Source organism: Pseudomonas sp. RC10-4-2 (genome assembly GCF_050433085.1).
Lineage (GTDB): Bacteria > Pseudomonadota > Gammaproteobacteria > Pseudomonadales > Pseudomonadaceae > Pseudomonas > Pseudomonas aeruginosa.
Map to the genome: position 1 here is coordinate 583,241 of NZ_JBNPXX010000003.1, position 15,555 is coordinate 598,795.

Consider the following 15,555-nt stretch of genomic DNA (forward strand, 5'->3'; position numbering starts at 1 on the left):
AATTGACACGGAGAAATTCAGAAAACCACCCGAAAATAATGACGATAGTCACAGTGAACGCCATCCTCCCGCTCGACGGCTTTCACCTTGAACTGCTTTGCTCCCAGCAACTCCAAGACACGAACCAGTTGATCATGGCTGAATATCTGTGTATGCCCGATTGCTGGAACTCCGCGAGAGTCAGTCACCAACAGTAGCTCACCGCCCGTCCTCAACCTACCCACACAGTCAACCAGGAACTGGATCCAGTCGGCCGTATGGTCAAGCACATTTGAGCAAACGACGAAATCGAACGCACTCTCTATATCGGCAACACCATCCCTTATATAACAAGAAGAACCTCTTTCCCCGAGAATCGAGAATGGAAGATTCTCTGCATACAGCCCCATCAATGAGTCCTGGGCAGTCACTGTCACGCCTTCGACCTTCTCGAAAAAGCCGATCGGCCCACTACCTACTTCCAAAACCTTACCTTCAAAACCTTCGTAGCGATAATGCGAGGAGCCGTACGTGAACCCCATCTTCCCAAGAAACCACATTGCATCCTTATGCCGGGCCTCTTGTAGTTCCTCGACAGACAGATGGCGATAGGGCCATTTATCCTTCCAGAAAGAAAGCTCGTACTCCTGGGAATGTATCCACTGCTCCGAATCTGCAGACGCAACGCTACGTACGTCAGGAGCAGTTTCAACCCTACGGGACACCGACGAGAATTCGCCTGCACCACTGCCACGCTCTTCGATACACACTAGAGGAGTGCCATTCGCACGACGGCGCTCCCAGAAACCGGATAAAAATTTCACCCTAAAAACCTCCCTGCTCATTGGTACCCTTGCCCATCGGACTAAAAGACAAAAAGCCGAAACTTACCGACGACCAAACAAAAACTCGTCCTCTATCTCAGCGCCCCAGCAAAAATCTTCCCCTCAGGAAGCCGCCAAACAGCACTGCTCGAGGAAAAACTAACAAAGAAAATTTATAAATAATGTAAGAACAATCCTTTTTGCTAGAGGAAATAGTTACATAGACATAATTGAGGAGAAGATGGAGAAACGAGCGGAAAACCGCGCTCTCCGATCCGCCTAGAGGAGACCCGTTGCGATGACGCTCCAGTCCCCTTCTCGTCCAGATGAAGCGCTGAAAGGGGCCTCCTCCGCAACGAAGAACGAGGGTTCATGCGCCACGGGAATGAACTCGCGAAGAAAGGTCGCTTGGCGCTGGCGCGCTTTGGGCCGAATATCGGGGCAACCACAACGTGCGCAGCGAGGCCCTCATGTCCGACTCCCTTCCCCAGCGCAACGGCGGGCAGATCCTGGTAGAGGCATTGCGGCGCAATGCCGTCGATACCGTCTACTGCATCCCCGGGGAAAGCTACCTGCCGGTGCTCGATGCGCTGCACGACGCCAACGGCATCCGCACCATCGTCACCCGCCACGAGGGTGCCGCCTCGAACATGGCCGATGCCTACGGCAAGCTGACCGGCCGACCAGGCATCTGCTTCGTCACCCGCGGCCCCGGTGCCACCCATGCGGCGAATGGCGTGCACACGGCGCAGCAGGACTCGACGCCGATGATCCTGTTCGTCGGCCAGGTGGAAAGCGCCTTCAAGGGCCGCGAGGCGTTCCAGGAAGTCGACTACGTGCAGATGTTCTCGGGCCTGGCCAAGTGGGCCGTGGAAATCGACCGTATCGAACGCATCCCGGAGATCGTCGGCCGCGCCTTCAGCGTCGCCACCTCGGGCCGACCGGGCCCGGTCGTGGTCGCCCTGCCCGAGGAAATCCTCTTCGGTTTCGCGCAGGTCGCCGATGCGCCGGAGCCAAGGGTGCTTCCGGGGCGGCCGGGCGCCACGGCGATGGCGGAACTGCGCGAACTGCTGGCGAACGCCAGGCGCCCCCTGCTGGTACTTGGCGGCAGCGGCTGGGACAGTGCCGCCAGGAAACGGCTAGGCGCCTTCGTCGAGGCCAATGGCCTGCCGGTGGCCACCTCGTTCCGTCGCCAGGACCTGTTCGACAACCGTGACCCGCACTACGCCGGACAACTGGGCTTCGGCGCGGCGCCGGCGCTATTGGAGCGGCTGCGCCAGGCCGACCTGCTGCTGGTGGTCGGGGCGCGCCTGGGCGAAGCGCCGAGCGCCGGCTACAGCCTGGTGCGTAGTCCAGCCCCCGCGCAGACGCTGATCCACGTGCATCCGGACAGCGCGGAACTGAACCGCGTCTACCTGGCGCGATTGCCGATCCAGGCCACCCCGTGTGCCTTCGCCGAGGCCCTGGCCGACCTCGCGCCGTTGCCCTCGAGCACCTGGCAGGACTGGCGCGAAGCCGCCCATGCCGATTACCTGGCCTACTCGACCCCGGCCGCGAGCGACCCCGCCGTCCAGGGCGTCGACCTGGCGTCCGTGGTCGCGTACCTCAGCGAAAACCTGCCGGACGACGCGGTGATCGCCAACGGTGCCGGCAACTATGCCGTCTGGGTGCATCGCTTCTACCGCTATCGCCAGGCCCGCACGCAGTTGGCGCCGACCAACGGCGCCATGGGCTACGGCCTGCCCGCCGCGATCGCCGCCAGCCTGCGCGATCCGCAGCGCAGCGTGGTGTGCTTCGCCGGCGACGGCTGTTTCATGATGTATCCGCAGGAGCTGGCGACCGCCGCGCAGTTCGGCGCGACGCCGGTGGTGATCGTGGTCAACAATGGCATGCTCGGCACCATCCGCATGCATCAGGAGCGCGAATATCCCGGGCGGGTATCCGCCACCCGCCTGGACAACCCCGACTTCGTCGCCCTGGCGCGAGCCTTCGGCGCCCACGCCGAACGAGTGGAATGCAGCGCCGACTTCCCCGCCGCGTTCCGCCGCGCCCGCGAAAGCGGACGCCCGGCGCTGCTGGAGCTGCTGACCGACCCACGCCAGATCACGCCGCAGGCGCGCCTCGCCTGAGGCATCCTCAGCCGGCGCGGAAGGCGATCCAGGCCTGGTAGCCCACGGCCTGGAAATAGCGGCTGGGCAGGACGAAGCCGGTGTCTTCCAGCAGTTCGCCGAGGCGCTGCTCGGACAACGGATCGAAATCCTCGCGCAAGCGTTGCAGCATGCCGTCGCTGTCCTCCGGGGAAAGCCCGGCCAAGCGGCAGGCCTCGGCCTGCACCGGACGTTCGAAGGCGTCCCGGGCTTCCATCAGGTTGGCCAGCAGCAACGGCGCCGCTGGCGCCAGACGCTCGGCGACCGCCTCGAGAAAGCGCCGCTTGGCCTGGTCGCCGCGCAGGAAATGCAGCACCAGCAGAACCAGCGCCGCATCGCAAGGCGGCGCAGGCGGTAGCCCGGCGACGTCGCCGCAGTGCAGCTCGATCCGCTCCAGCAGGCCGAGCCTGGCGCAGCGCTGGCGGGCCAGGGCGAGCATGTCGGCCGACAGGTCCGCCGCGACGAAACGCCAGCCTGGACGCAACCCGGCCAGCTCCGCCAGTTCGCCGCCGGCGCCGCAGCCGACGCTGAGCAGGCGCGCCCGTTCCGGCAGACGGGCCAGCAACTGCGCGCGACTGAGCAGGTGCAGCAACTCGTAGCCCGGCAACAGGCGGCCGATCCGCGTCTCGTAGCCGTCCGCCTGTTTCCCGACGAAGCGGCCCATCAGTCGAACACCTTGCCCAGGCGCCAATAGCCCATCAGGGTCAGATGACGCTTGTCGATACCGCGCTCCTGCACCAGGTAGCGCCGGATCGCCATCACCGCCGCCGACTCGCCGGCGACCCAGGCGTAGAAACTGCCGCTCTCGGGGCTCGCCAGTTCCCAGAGGATCTCCTCGTCGATATCGATGTCCTCCAGTTCCTGGGCCGCACCACCCGCCACCTCGCGTTCCGGCAGCCGCGCCTGGCGCGCCGCCTCGATCATCCGCTCGCCGTTGCGCGAATGGATGCCGGCCTGGTGGCGCGGCAGCCAGTGCAGGCGCGCACCGGGAATCGCCGGCAGGTCGAGGATATCGGCTTCTCCCGGCACTTCGAGAAAGGCCTCGACCACCGGCGGCTCGGCTTCGCCGGCCAGCTCCTCGAGAATTCCCGCCACCGCGGGCAAGGCGGTTTCGTCGGCGATCAGCAGGATATGGCGGACGCCAGCCGGCGGCTTCCATTCGTAGCCGCCGGGGTCATCGCCGTATTGCCGGTTGGGCGCAGCCAGTTGCAGGCGGTCGCCGATCCGCGCGTGGGTCGCCCAGGCCGAGGCCGGGCCGTTCTCGCCGTGGAGGACGAACTCCACGTCGACCTCTTCCTGCTCGGCGCGCAGCGCACGGATGGTGTAGGTACGCATCGGCGGCCGGCGGGCCGGCTCGACGCTGCGATAGGCCTGGTACCACTCGCTGCCGCCGGGCAGGCTGGGCGGCTGGCCGCTGGCATCGGGGAAGAGGATCTTGATCCGCTGGTCGGCGGCAAGGGTCTTCATCTCGGCGACCTCCGGACCGCCGAAGACGAAGCGGGTCAGCGCCGGGCTGAGTTGCTCACGGCGCTTGAGTTCGACATTGAACAGACGATAGGCGGGTTGCGACATGACGATGGTCTCCTGGTGACCGGCGCCCAGTGGAGCCGGCGGATGCATGCGTCAGGCAACTCTAGCAAACAATGCGAATGATTAGCATTTGCTATTTGCGCAATCGTCGACTGCGTCGAAAGCACGACTGCCGCTCAGGCCTCGCAAGGCTCCAGCAGCTCGCAAGCGCTCTCCCCTACTCGCCTGACCGCCTGCTCGATGGCCGGGGTCGGCAACGCCGCGTAGTTCATCCGCAGGCAGTTCCGGTACTTGCCGGAAGCGGAGAAGATGCAGCCCACCGCGACTTGTACGCCGCGGTTGCGCAAGGCCTTGTCCAGGCGCAGGGTGTCGAACGCCTCGTCCAGCTCGACCCAGAGCAGGAAACCGCCCTGGGGCCGGCTGGCGCGGGTGCCCTCCGGGAAATAGCGCGCCACCCAGTCGATCATCAGGTCGCGTCCGCGCTGGTACTGGGCGCGCATGCGCCGCAGGTGCGGCTCGTAGTGGCCGTTGCCGATGAATTCGGCGATCGCCAGTTGCGGTTGCAGGGCGCTGGCGCCGGTACTGATGTACTTCATGTGCAGCACGCGGTCGGCGTAGCGCCCGGGTACCATCCAGCCGATCCGCAGGCCCGGCGCCAGGACCTTGGAGAACGACCCGCAGAGCAGCACCCGGCCATCGTCGTCATACGACTTGATGGTGCGCGGGCGCGGATAGGTGTAGGCCAGGTCGCCGTAGACATCGTCCTCGATGATCGCCACGTCGTAGCGCTGGGCCAGGGCCAGCAGCGCCCGCTTGCGCGACTCGGGCATGATGTAGCCGAGCGGGTTGTTGCAGTTCGGGGTCACCTGGATGGCCTTGATCGGCCACTGTTCCAGCGCCAGTTCGAGGGCTTCCAGGCTGATGCCGTTGACCGGATCGGTGGGGATCTCCAGGGCCTTCATGCCGAGGCCTTTCAGCGATTGCATGGCGCCATGGAAGCTCGGCGACTCCACCGCGACGATGTCGCCCGGTTCGCACACCGCGCGGATGCTCACCGACAGGGCCTCGTGGCAGCCGGTGGTGATCACCACGTCGCTGGCGGTGGCCCGACAGCCGGAGTCCACCAACAGGCGGGCGACTTCCTCGCGCAGCAACGGCGAGCCGTGGATCCCGTCGTAGGCCAGCGCACGGGCGTCGGCGTGGCGGTTGAGCCGGGCCAGACTGCGGGTCAGCGGTTTCAGCGAAGGGCTGGAGATGTCCGGCATGCCGCGGCCGAGCTGGACCACGTCCGGTCGCGGCACCGTGCTGACCAGGGCCAGCACCTGCTCCCATTGCGAGATTTCCACCGGCCGCTGGGCCAGGCGGGCGATCGCCGGCAGCGGCGGCATCTGTCGCGCGGCCGGGACGAAATAGCCGGACTTCGGCCGCGGTTCGGCCAGCCCGCGATCTTCCAGCAGCCTGTATGCCTGTTGCACGGTGCTCAGGCTGACGCCGTGCTCGATGCTCATGGCCCGCACCGAGGGCAGCCGGTCGCCCGGACGGTAGAGGCCCTGTTCGATGCGCGAACCGAGGGTCTCGGCGAGTTGCAGATAAAGGGTCATGAACGGGACTCCAGCGTGAGCGAAAGCGGGACCGGTACAGATGGTGGCGAAATCCACCATTCAGGCCGGGGAGCGCTTGATCTGTATGCAGTCAACCCACCTTTTCTGGACCTGTACGGAACAGCGCGCGATGGCCATTCTATCTCCGTCGTCCAGCCGATCAATATGGAGTACGCAGCATGACGCGACTCAGTGCGAAATCCGAGCGCCGCCAACGCCTCGATGGCCCCTTCCCACTCTCCGCGATGGACAACCTGGCGCAGGCCCTGCGTCGCGGCTATCGCCTGGCCCGGCAACGCCAGTTGACCCGGCGCGCGCTGCTGGACCTGGAAGCGGCGGAACTGAAGGATATCGGCCTGAGCGCCGAGCAGGCCCGCGAGGAAGCCTCGCTGGCGTTCTGGCAGGCGGGAAAATCCGGCGGGAGGAAGGCATGATCCGCTGTCGCAACTGTGGCGAACGCCCAGCCAGCGAAGGGCATATCTGTATGGTCTGCAAGCGCCGATCCGACATCGACCCATACAAGGCGCTGATCGCCATGGCCCTGCTGGTCTACTGCGGCGTCAGCCTGGCGGCCTACCTCAAGCCGCATATGCCGTCACCGCCGCCTACCGCCGGCAGCAACGTCCAGCCCGCCGAGGAGCTGGCCCAGCGCGCCCGCCAGGCCACCCTGGAACAGCGCGGCATCTGAAGAACGCATGCTCGGGAGGGGAGGCAGTTTGAGCCCCTCCTTCTTTTAACCCACCCTCCCTGCCGCACGCGAACACTCATCTCCGGCTATGGGCGAAGGTTTCCATCTTCACGTTCAGCAGGTCGTTGGCGAACCCCCGGACCATGAGAGCCTCGAGATCGTTGATCATTCCGTCAACGACCTGATAGGCGCTGAAGAAGTACGCCAGATCGCAGAGTTCCAGCTGAGTATCCTTCGGCTGTCGCAACTTCTCGTGGCCTGGACTGAATGTCTGGTTTCTCTTCGGGTGAGGAACCAGGACGATCTTCTGGATGGCCCTTGGACGGTTGAAGGCGAGGTTCATTTCCTTCCAGAGGCTTTGCTCGCGGGCTTTGCCCACGTATATGGAATGCCCGCGGGAATCGTAGAAGATGTAGATGCCGTGGGCATCCAGCAGCTTGTCCTTGAGTCCCTGCGCATAAAGGGTGTTCGCCTGGAAGAGTTGCCATTTCCTGTCATCGCGCGAACGGTAGCGTTCTATCCCGTAGAACTCCACGACAGGTCGGATGGTTTCGTACTGGGAGGTTTTCACCGCGGCCTGGCGAGATTTCGCGATAGCCCCGGCGATCTGCTCGACACTCAGTTTCTTGTCGCTGTTCTTCCAGTTCGTCAGCGTCTGCAGCGAAACGCCGAGTGCCTCGGCCAACTCTCCCTGGTATCTCGTGCCGAGCTTCTTTCGCAGTGCGTCCAGCAATTCCTGTGCGTCCATACGAGATCTCCTTTTTCCTTGTTTTCCATCGGGTAAGCCAAAGACGGTTTCACCGGGCAAGCTTCTCCCTCACCGGCCAGCCAGGTTGCCGCCGGTAGGATACTCCAGGGCAGCGGCGATCCGTTCATGCTGTTCTGCCACCCACTCCCGCCGTACCGCCCCCCAGTCGCGGATGACATAGCCGCCCTGGTGGTTGCGCGCGCCCTCCCGCTGCTCGAACTCGCAGACGATGTCCAGTTCCTCCAGCGCGGCGATGGTGTCCTGGGCGGTACGCCGGGGCATGCCGGTGGCGGCCATGATCTCCGGCACGCTGGCGGTGCCGCTGTCGATCAGGTAGGCGACGTAGAGGCGGCGGTAGAAGCTGGACTTGGTCTTGCTGATGGTCATGGGCAGGCGTTCTCCGGGAAGGCTCAGGGAGCGAGCAGGGGCAAGGTAGTGGTGGATTTGATTTCCGACAAGGCGACGATGGAGTTCACTTCCTGGATGCCCGGCACCGCCGACAGTTTCTCGAAGAAAAAGCGTTCGTAGGATTCGATATCGCGGGTGACGATACGCAGCATGAAGTCCACCGCGCCCATCAGTACGTGGCACTCCAGCACCTCGGGAAACTGGTGCATCGCCTCGGCGAAGTCGGTGAGGTTCTTGCGCCCATGGGCGTTGAGCTTGATCTGGGCGAATACCTGGGTATTCAGGCCGATCTTCTTGCGGTCGAGCAGGGTCACCTGCTTGCGGATCACCCCCTCCTCCTTCAGGCGCTGGATGCGCCGCCAGCAGGGCGACTGGGAAAGTCCGATGCGCTCGGCGATCTCGGCGGTGGAAAGCGAGGATTCCTCCTGCAGCAACGCAAGAATACGCTGATCGTAGATATCCAATGGAATGGACATAAATATTCCCTACAAAGAAAAATATAGGAATCAAGTATGCACATATAGCGCAAAATCACGCAAAAACAGGAGAAAAAATCCGGCACGCCTCTGGGAGAATTTCTCTCGTCGAAACACTGCCTGGAGCGTCACATGTCAACCCTCGCCCCCCTTTTCCTGGCCAAACACCCTGACGGCGAAGAACGCCAGGTGATCCGCCCGAACGTCTGGGAAACCTCCTGCGCAGATACCGAGACCCTGTCGATCTTCCATATCGAGGGCATGGCCGATCCGGACCTGCTGTGCCGGGTGCTCAACCTGTTCGCCGTGCAGTCCTTCACCCCGGAGCGGGTTCGTGCCGACCGCGAGGACCACAAGATCCGCCTGCTGCTGACCTTCCCCGGCCTCAGCCAGCACCGCGCCAGCGTGATCGCGGAGAAGCTGCGCTCGCTGGTCACCGTGCTCGCCGTCCGCCTGGAGTTCTCTCCCCATGCCGGCAAGGTCCGTCCCAGCGTCAGCGAGCCGCTGCTGGCCAGCGTCGTCTGAGCCCCTCGGGGCGGCGCGGCGGCCGCCCTGTCCATTCGGCGTCATCGGCTGGCCTTCTGGCGTTAGCCGGTCGCCCAGCCCATGGCTACAGTGCAGGTTCGCCAGGCAGCCAGAAGACTGCCATGTGTTCCCCCGATCCTGCAGAGCGTGCCCATGTCCCGACCGCGTTTCCTTCCGGATAACTTCACCCTGGCGCTGATCGCCACCGTCCTTCTCGCCACTTTCCTGCCCTGCAGCGGCCAGACCGCCGTGGTCTTCGAATGGGTGACCAACATCGGCATCGGCCTGCTGTTCTTCCTCCACGGCGCCAAGCTGTCGCGCCAGGCGATCATCGCCGGCATGACCCACTGGCGCCTGCACCTGCTGGTGTTCGCCTGCACCTTCGTGATGTTCCCGCTGCTCGGCCTGGCGCTGAAACCGGCACTGTCGCCGATGGTCACCCCGGAGCTGTACCTCGGCATCCTGTTCCTCTGCGCCCTGCCGGCCACGGTGCAATCCTCCATCGCCTTCACCTCGCTGGCGCACGGCAACGTGCCGGCAGCGGTATGCAGCGCTTCCGTGTCGAGCCTGCTCGGCGTATTCCTTACCCCGCTGCTGGTCAAGCTGCTGCTCGGCGCCGAAGGCGAGACCGGCAACGCGCTGGACGCCATCGGCAAGATCACCCTGCAACTGCTGGTACCCTTCATCGCTGGCCAGGTCCTGCGGCGCTGGATCGGCGCCTGGGTGGAGCGCAACAAGCCGGTGCTGCGCTATGTCGACCAGGGCTCGATCCTGCTGGTGGTCTACACCGCCTTCAGCGCCGCGGTGATCCAGGGCCTGTGGCACGAAGTACCCTGGCTGGCGCTGCTCGGCCTGACCGTCGCCTGCTGCGTGATCCTCGCCCTGGCCCTGGTGCTGACCACGGTGCTGGCGCGACGCCTGGGCTTCAGCAAGGAAGACGAGATCACCATCGTCTTCTGCGGTTCGAAGAAGAGCCTGGCCACCGGCGTGCCCATGGCCAAGGTGCTGTTCGCCACCAGTGCGGTGGGGCCGATGGTGTTGCCGCTGATGCTGTTCCACCAGATCCAGCTGATGGTCTGCGCGGTGCTCGCGCAACGCTACGCCAGGCGCCGCGACGACGCAGCGGCGGCGCTGGCCGAGGCCCCCTCGCGCTGAGCGCGAAAATGAAAGAAGCCGGCCCAGGGGCCGGCTTCTTCGTTCAGACGCGGCTCAGCGCGTCGGCGTGCGCAGGGTGACGAACTCTTCCGCCGCGGTCGGGTGGATGCCGATGGTCTCGTCGAACGCCTGCTTGGTCGCCCCGGCCTTCATCGCCACCGCAATACCCTGGAGGATCTCGCCGGCCTCGGCGCCGACCATGTGGCAACCCAGCACCCTGTCGTCGTGGGCATCCACGACCAGCTTCATCAGGGTCTTTTCCTGGTCGTCGGTAAGGGTCAGCTTCATCGGCCGGAAGCGGCTCTCGAAGATCTTCACCTTGTGCCCGGCGCTCAGCGCCTCCTCCTCGGTCAGGCCGACGGTGCCGATGTTGGGCAGGCTGAACACCGCGGTGGGAATCAACTTGTAGTCCACCGGGCGATACTCCTCCGGCTTGAACAATCGCCGTGCCACCGCCATACCCTCGGCCAGCGCCACGGGGGTCAACTGGACGCGACCGATCACGTCACCGAGGGCGAGTATCGACGGTTCGCTGGTCTGGTAGTGCTCGTCGACCGCGATGAAGCCCTTGTCGGTCAGCTTCACAGCTGTGTTTTCCAGGCCCAGGTCGTCCAGCATCGGCCGCCGCCCGGTGGCGTAGAACACGCAGTCCGCCTCCAGCACCCGGCCGTCCTTGAGGGTCGCGGCCAGGCTACCATCGGCCTGTTTGTCGATACGGGCAATGTCGCTGTTGAACTGCAGGTCCAGGCCCTTCTTGCCCAATTCGTCGCGCAGATGCTCGCGGACGCTGCGGTCGAAGCCGCGCAGGAACAGGTCGCGACGGTAGAGCAAGGTGGTCTCGGCGCCGAGCCCGTTGAAGATCGAGGCGAATTCGACGGCGATGTAGCCGCCGCCGACCACCAGCACGCGGCGCGGCAGGCGCTCGAGGAAGAACGCTTCGTTGGAGGTGATCGCGTGTTCCTTGCCGGGAATGTCCGGCACCTGCGGCCAGCCACCGGTGGCGACGAGAATGTGCTTGGCGCTGAAGCGCTGGCCGTCCACCTCGACGCTGTGCGCATCGAGCAGACGGGCGTGACCTTCGAGCAAGGTCACCCCGCTGTTCACCAGCAGGTTGCGGTAGATCCCGTTGAGCCGCTGGATCTCGCGGTTCTTGTTGCCGATCAGGGTCGCCCAGTCGAACTGCGCCTCGCCGGCGCTCCAGCCATAGGCCCGGGCCTGCTCGAAGTCCTCGCTGAAATGCGCGCCATAGACCAGCAGCTTCTTCGGCACGCAGCCGACGTTGACGCAGGTGCCACCCAGGTAGCGACTCTCCGCCACCGCGACACGGGCACCGAAGCCGGCGGCGAAGCGGGCGGCGCGTACGCCCCCTGAGCCGGCGCCGATGACGAACAGATCGAAATCGAAAGACATGTTCCTACTCCTGGATCAGATGCGTTCCAGCATAACCCATTCACCAGCGTCGGCTCCCGCCGGATCGACGCAGAAACCTGTCGAAACGGCTCAGCGCAGGGCCTGGCAGGCGATGGGCTATGCTTGTCCGTGGAGGTAAGCGCGATGTCCCCCACCCTCACCCACCTGGCGCTGCACGTCCCCGACCTCGACGCCTGCATCGCCTTCTACGAAACCTTCTGCGGCATGCGGGTGATCCACCGGCGCCCCGGCAAAGGCTCGCAAATCGTCTGGATGGCCGAACCCGGCCAGGAACAACGCTTCATCTTCGTCATCATGCCCGGCGGCCAGCCGCGCAACCTGGCCAGCGACGATTACAGTCATTTCGGCTTCGCCCTCTCCAGCCGCGCCGCGGTAGACGATCTGGCGCGCCGCGCCGAGGCCGCCGGCTGCCTGGTCTGGGCGCCGCGCGACGAGCCCTATCCGGTCGGCTACTACTGCGGCCTGCGCGATCCCGCGGGCAACTATGTGGAGTTCAGCTACGGCCAGCCGCTGGGCCCGGGTTCCGAGACGCTGCCGATTCCCTGACCGGGCGCGGAGGCGCCGCGTGGCCCAGGCCAGGCTGGCGGGGTTATTCGCCCGACGCCAACAACGCCACGCCCGCCGACAGCTCAGGTAGGGCGGATACCCCCCATGGCCGTTCGCCTCATACGAAAAACGCCGCGCCCCCATCGGGGACGCGGCGTTCTTCATCGGGAACGGCGAGGCTCAGTGAGCCTTGCCGGTCTTGTAGAGGTTTTCGTAGCAGAAGTTGGTCGCCTCGATGTAACCCTCGGCGCTGCCGCAGTCGAAACGCTTGCCCTTGAACTTGTAGGCCAGCACGCAGCCGTCCTGGGCCTGCTTCATCAGGGCATCGGTGATCTGGATCTCGCCGCCCTTGCCCGGTTCAGTCTGCTCGATCAGGTCGAAGATGTCCGGGGTCAGGATGTAGCGGCCGATGATCGCCAGGTTCGACGGCGCCTCTTCCGGCTTCGGCTTCTCGACCATGGTGTTCACCCGGAAGATATCGTCGCGGATCATCTCGCCGGCGATCACGCCGTACTTGTTGGTCTCTTCCGGCGGCACTTCCTGGATCGCCACGATGGAGCAGCGGAACTGGTTGTACAGCTTGACCATCTGCTTCAGCACGCTGTCGCCTTCGAGGTTCAGGCACAGGTCGTCGGCCAGGACCACGGCGAACGGCTCGTCGCCGATCAGCGGACGACCGGTGAGGATGGCGTGGCCGAGGCCCTTCATCTCCACCTGGCGGGTGTAGGCGAAGGTGCACTCGTCGATCAGCCGACGGATGCCGACCAGGTACTTTTCCTTGTCGGTGTTGCGGATCTGGTGTTCCAGCTCGTAGCTGATGTCGAAGTGGTCTTCCAGCGAACGCTTGCCGCGGCCGGTGACGATGCCGATCTCGGAAAGGCCGGCTTCCAGCGCCTCCTCCACCGCGTACTGGATCAGCGGCTTGTTCACCACCGGCAGCATTTCCTTGGGCATGGCCTTGGTGGCCGGGAGGAAACGAGTGCCGTAACCGGCGGCCGGGAAAAGACATTTCTTGATCATGAGAATCCTTCGACATGGACGAAGTATGCGGATGGCGCGCAGTCTAATCAGGCTGCGCTCGCCTTACAATGCCCGGCCCTTGGACGTCCTATGCCCTGGTAGATGAAGCCCAGTTCCGCCATCCGCGCCGGTGCGTAGAGATTCCGACCGTCGACCAACAGGGGAGTTCGCATGGATCCACGGATTTTCTGGAAGTCCGGCTGGCGGAACTGTTTCCACTCGGTCACCAGCACCAGGGCATCGGCGCCCTCGACGGCCGCGTAGGGCGAGTCGTGGAGCGTCAACTGGGCGCACGCCAGCGCGTCCGGATAGCGTGCCGCGACCCCGGCGTTGGCCACCGGGTCATGGGCCCTGACCCGCACCCCGTGGCGCAGCAGCGCCTCCAGCAGGACCAGGCTCGGCGCCTCGCGCAGGTCGTCGGTACCCGGCTTGAAGGCCAGCCCCCAGAGCGCCACCGTGCGCCCTTGCCAGCGTCCCTGGAACAGTTCGCCGAGGGTCTCGAAGAGCAGTTCCTTCTGCCGCGCGTTGCGCGCTTCCACCGCACGCAGTATCTGGCTGTCGAAGCCCTGTTGCTCGGCGCTGCGGATCAGCGCGCGGACGTCCTTGGGAAAGCACGAGCCGCCGTAGCCGCAGCCGGCGTAGATGAAATGGGTACCGATGCGCTTGTCGCTACCCATGCCGCGGCGCACGTCCTCGATGTCGACGCCGGTGAGGGCGCACAGCCCGGCCATCTCGTTCATGAAGGAAATCTTGGTGGCGAGGAAGGCATTGGCCGCGTACTTGCTGAACTCGGCCTCGCGGCGCCCCATCAGCAGGACCCGTTCGTGATTGCGCAGGAACGGCGCGTAGAGCTGGCGCAGGGTTTCCCCGGCCTGCGTCTCGGCGCTGCCGATGATGACCCGGTCCGGGCGCCTGAAGTCGTCCACCGCCGAGCCTTCCTTGAGGAACTCCGGATTGCTCGCCACCGCCACCCGGAAGCGCTTGCGCCGGCGCGCCAGGCCCAGGCGGATGATCTCTTCGACCCGTTCGGCGGTGCCCACCGGCACGGTCGACTTGTTGACCACGATGCAGGCCTGGCGCAGTTGCGCGCCAAGTTGCTCGGCGACCGCCAGCACGTGGCTGAGGTCGGCCGAGCCGTCCTCGCCGCACGGCGTGCCGACGGCGATGAACACCACTTCGGCGTCGGCCAGGCCTTCCGCCAGGCTGGCGGTGAAGGTCAGGCGGGCGGCGTCCAGCTGATCGCGCAGGATGCTTTCCAGGCCCGGTTCGTAGATCGGCATCTCGCCGCGTCTCAGCCGCGCGACCCGCTCGCGGTCACGCTCCACGCAACGCACCTGGTTGCCCATCTCGGCGAAACAGGCCGCCGTCACCAGTCCCACATAGCCCGCACCAATCACGCATAGCCGCATGGCGTCGTCCTCCGCTGGCCTCGCCCTCTCTCTGCGGACGATTGCAGCCAAGCGCGGTGGCAGGCGCGTGACGCTGGCGTGAAGCTACCGTGACAGAACCCGCGCGGATGCCCGGGGTCCACCCAAGGTAGGCGGAAAAAACAGGAGGCTCCCATGTCCATCGAAATCGATTCGGAACAAGGCGTCTGCAGCGTGGAGATCGAAGGCAGCCGGCATCGCGCGCCGGTCGACAGCCTGCGCATCGGTACCGACGCCGAGGCGCGCCTGTCGGTGCTCTACATCGACGGCAAGCGCCTGCACATCAGCGAGGAAGACGCCCAGCGGCTGGCGGTCGCCGGCGCCGAGGACCAGCGCAGGCACCTGATGGCGGACGATTGACGCCCTCAGGCGTCCGCCAGCAACAGGTAGGGAGAACTGCGCAGGCTGTCGAGGCCGGCGCGGAACATGCGTTCGGCGCGGTTCCAGGGATCGTCGCGCAGGCGCTCGGTCCAGGCCAGGGTGCCGCAGATGCCGTCCCAGAGCGATTGCAGATAGATGCTGGCCAGCTCGACGTCCAGCCGCGCCGGCAGTTCGCCGCGCTCCACCGCCCGGCGGATCTGCCGGAGGCCGAAGCGTTGCCCCTGCTTCTCGAGCAGCTCGCGGCGGCGCAACAGCGGCTCGTTCTCGTCGCTGCGTTCGCACTTGAGGTAGAGGATCTCCAGCACCCGCTGCACCGAACCGGGCTCGCAGCACTGGCGGAGAAAGCCCATGCCGGCGCGCAGGAGGATATCCAGCGCCGGCACCCTGGCGTTTTCGTCGGGTACCTCGATCTGGCCGAAGGCGCGGTCGCACATCGCCAGGCAGACCTCGATCTTGTTCTTGTAGTGGCCGTAGACCGCACCGCGAGAAACCCCGGCGGCGTCCGCCAGGTCGGCCATGGCAGTAGTGCCCACGCCCTTTTCCAGGAAAACCCGCTCGGCGGCATCGAGTATGCCGTCGCGGGTTTTCTGGGATTCCTCTTTGGTTTTCCTGGCCACTGAACGTCCTCACAAGGGAAAGGCGCCGCAGATCATAAGGATATGTTACAGA

18 protein-coding genes are annotated in these 15,555 nt (G+C 65.1%); 7 read left to right on the top strand and 11 right to left on the bottom strand.

Annotated elements, in window-relative coordinates:
• Positions 1-17: 17 nt before the first annotated feature.
• A complete protein-coding gene (locus FHW81_RS18140; RefSeq protein WP_003113514.1) occupies positions 18-539 on the bottom strand; it encodes a class I SAM-dependent methyltransferase in 522 nt (173 codons plus the stop codon).
• Between the two features lie 734 nt (positions 540-1,273).
• Between FHW81_RS18140 and FHW81_RS18145 the strand changes: the two genes are divergently transcribed.
• Positions 1,274-2,932 (top strand): thiamine pyrophosphate-binding protein, encoded by a 1,659-nt coding sequence (locus FHW81_RS18145; protein WP_023091370.1) that lies wholly within the window; start codon positions 1,274-1,276, stop codon positions 2,930-2,932.
• 7 nt (positions 2,933-2,939) lie between these two features.
• On the opposite strand, the gene FHW81_RS18150 is transcribed toward FHW81_RS18145, so the two are convergent.
• The 3 genes from FHW81_RS18150 to FHW81_RS18160 all read right to left on the bottom strand — a co-directional run bounded on the left by FHW81_RS18150 (position 2,940) and on the right by FHW81_RS18160 (position 6,081).
• The gene (locus FHW81_RS18150; protein ID WP_003100350.1) at positions 2,940-3,614 is read right to left on the bottom strand and encodes a class I SAM-dependent methyltransferase; all 675 of its coding nucleotides are present in this window, start codon (positions 3,612-3,614) and stop codon (positions 2,940-2,942) included.
• Positions 3,614-4,522: a siderophore-interacting protein gene (locus FHW81_RS18155; protein WP_171893964.1), complete on the bottom strand. Its 909-nt coding sequence runs from the start codon at positions 4,520-4,522 to the stop codon at positions 3,614-3,616. Before FHW81_RS18155 ends, FHW81_RS18150 begins: the two co-directional genes overlap by 1 nt.
• A gap of 134 nt (positions 4,523-4,656) precedes the next feature.
• Complete coding sequence (locus FHW81_RS18160; RefSeq protein WP_003088661.1) at positions 4,657-6,081, bottom strand: PLP-dependent aminotransferase family protein; 1,425 nt, start codon at positions 6,079-6,081, stop codon at positions 4,657-4,659.
• A 179-nt stretch (positions 6,082-6,260) separates the two neighbouring features.
• Between FHW81_RS18160 and FHW81_RS18165 the strand changes: the two genes are divergently transcribed.
• Both FHW81_RS18165 and FHW81_RS18170 read left to right on the top strand, forming a co-directional pair.
• Positions 6,261-6,515 (top strand): DUF1127 domain-containing protein, encoded by a 255-nt coding sequence (locus FHW81_RS18165; RefSeq protein ID WP_023091372.1) that lies wholly within the window; start codon positions 6,261-6,263, stop codon positions 6,513-6,515.
• Entirely contained in the window at positions 6,512-6,769 is a 258-nt protein-coding gene (locus FHW81_RS18170) for a hypothetical protein (protein ID WP_023091373.1), read from the top strand. The genes FHW81_RS18165 and FHW81_RS18170 overlap by 4 nt, the downstream gene beginning before the upstream one ends.
• 76 nt (positions 6,770-6,845) lie before the next feature.
• On the opposite strand, the gene FHW81_RS18175 is transcribed toward FHW81_RS18170, so the two are convergent.
• From FHW81_RS18175 to FHW81_RS18185, 3 genes are all read right to left on the bottom strand, one after another.
• Positions 6,846-7,517, bottom strand: a complete 672-nt coding sequence (locus FHW81_RS18175; protein WP_003450462.1) for a hypothetical protein — start codon at positions 7,515-7,517, stop codon at positions 6,846-6,848.
• A 69-nt stretch (positions 7,518-7,586) separates the two neighbouring features.
• Positions 7,587-7,904 (bottom strand): winged helix-turn-helix domain-containing protein, encoded by a 318-nt coding sequence (locus tag FHW81_RS18180; protein ID WP_003450460.1) that lies wholly within the window; start codon positions 7,902-7,904, stop codon positions 7,587-7,589.
• Positions 7,905-7,927: 23 nt separating this feature from the next.
• Positions 7,928-8,401 carry an Lrp/AsnC family transcriptional regulator gene (locus FHW81_RS18185; protein WP_003100361.1) on the bottom strand — a complete coding sequence of 158 codons (474 nt, stop codon included), beginning with the start codon at positions 8,399-8,401 and terminating at the stop codon, positions 7,928-7,930.
• 132 nt (positions 8,402-8,533) lie between these two features.
• Here FHW81_RS18185 and FHW81_RS18190 point away from each other — a divergent pair, with 132 nt between their 5' ends.
• Both FHW81_RS18190 and FHW81_RS18195 read left to right on the top strand, forming a co-directional pair.
• Positions 8,534-8,926 carry a hypothetical protein gene (locus tag FHW81_RS18190; RefSeq protein WP_003088646.1) on the top strand — a complete coding sequence of 131 codons (393 nt, stop codon included), beginning with the start codon at positions 8,534-8,536 and terminating at the stop codon, positions 8,924-8,926.
• 153 nt (positions 8,927-9,079) lie between these two features.
• The gene (locus tag FHW81_RS18195; protein WP_023091374.1) at positions 9,080-10,081 is read left to right on the top strand and encodes a bile acid:sodium symporter family protein; all 1,002 of its coding nucleotides are present in this window, start codon (positions 9,080-9,082) and stop codon (positions 10,079-10,081) included.
• Positions 10,082-10,135: 54 nt separating this feature from the next.
• On the opposite strand, the gene gorA is transcribed toward FHW81_RS18195, so the two are convergent.
• Entirely contained in the window at positions 10,136-11,491 is a 1,356-nt protein-coding gene (gene gorA, locus FHW81_RS18200) for a glutathione-disulfide reductase (protein ID WP_003100366.1), read from the bottom strand.
• A gap of 144 nt (positions 11,492-11,635) precedes the next feature.
• On the opposite strand from gorA, the gene FHW81_RS18205 reads away from it, so the two are divergent.
• Positions 11,636-12,058 (top strand): VOC family protein, encoded by a 423-nt coding sequence (locus tag FHW81_RS18205; protein ID WP_060774246.1) that lies wholly within the window; start codon positions 11,636-11,638, stop codon positions 12,056-12,058.
• A gap of 180 nt (positions 12,059-12,238) precedes the next feature.
• Here FHW81_RS18205 and galU read toward each other — a convergent pair whose 3' ends face one another.
• On the bottom strand, positions 12,239-13,078 hold the full coding sequence (galU, locus tag FHW81_RS18210) for a UTP--glucose-1-phosphate uridylyltransferase GalU (RefSeq protein ID WP_003088639.1): 840 nt from the start codon (positions 13,076-13,078) through the stop codon (positions 12,239-12,241).
• Positions 13,079-13,125: 47 nt separating this feature from the next.
• The gene (locus FHW81_RS18215) at positions 13,126-14,487 is read right to left on the bottom strand and encodes a UDP-glucose 6-dehydrogenase (protein WP_016253509.1); all 1,362 of its coding nucleotides are present in this window, start codon (positions 14,485-14,487) and stop codon (positions 13,126-13,128) included.
• 153 nt (positions 14,488-14,640) lie between these two features.
• On the opposite strand from FHW81_RS18215, the gene FHW81_RS18220 reads away from it, so the two are divergent.
• The gene (locus FHW81_RS18220; protein ID WP_023116590.1) at positions 14,641-14,865 is read left to right on the top strand and encodes a DUF3203 family protein; all 225 of its coding nucleotides are present in this window, start codon (positions 14,641-14,643) and stop codon (positions 14,863-14,865) included.
• Between the two features lie 5 nt (positions 14,866-14,870).
• Here FHW81_RS18220 and amrR read toward each other — a convergent pair whose 3' ends face one another.
• Entirely contained in the window at positions 14,871-15,503 is a 633-nt protein-coding gene (gene amrR, locus FHW81_RS18225; RefSeq protein WP_003088626.1) for an efflux pump transcriptional repressor MexZ, read from the bottom strand.
• Between the last annotated feature and the right edge of the window lie 52 nt (positions 15,504-15,555).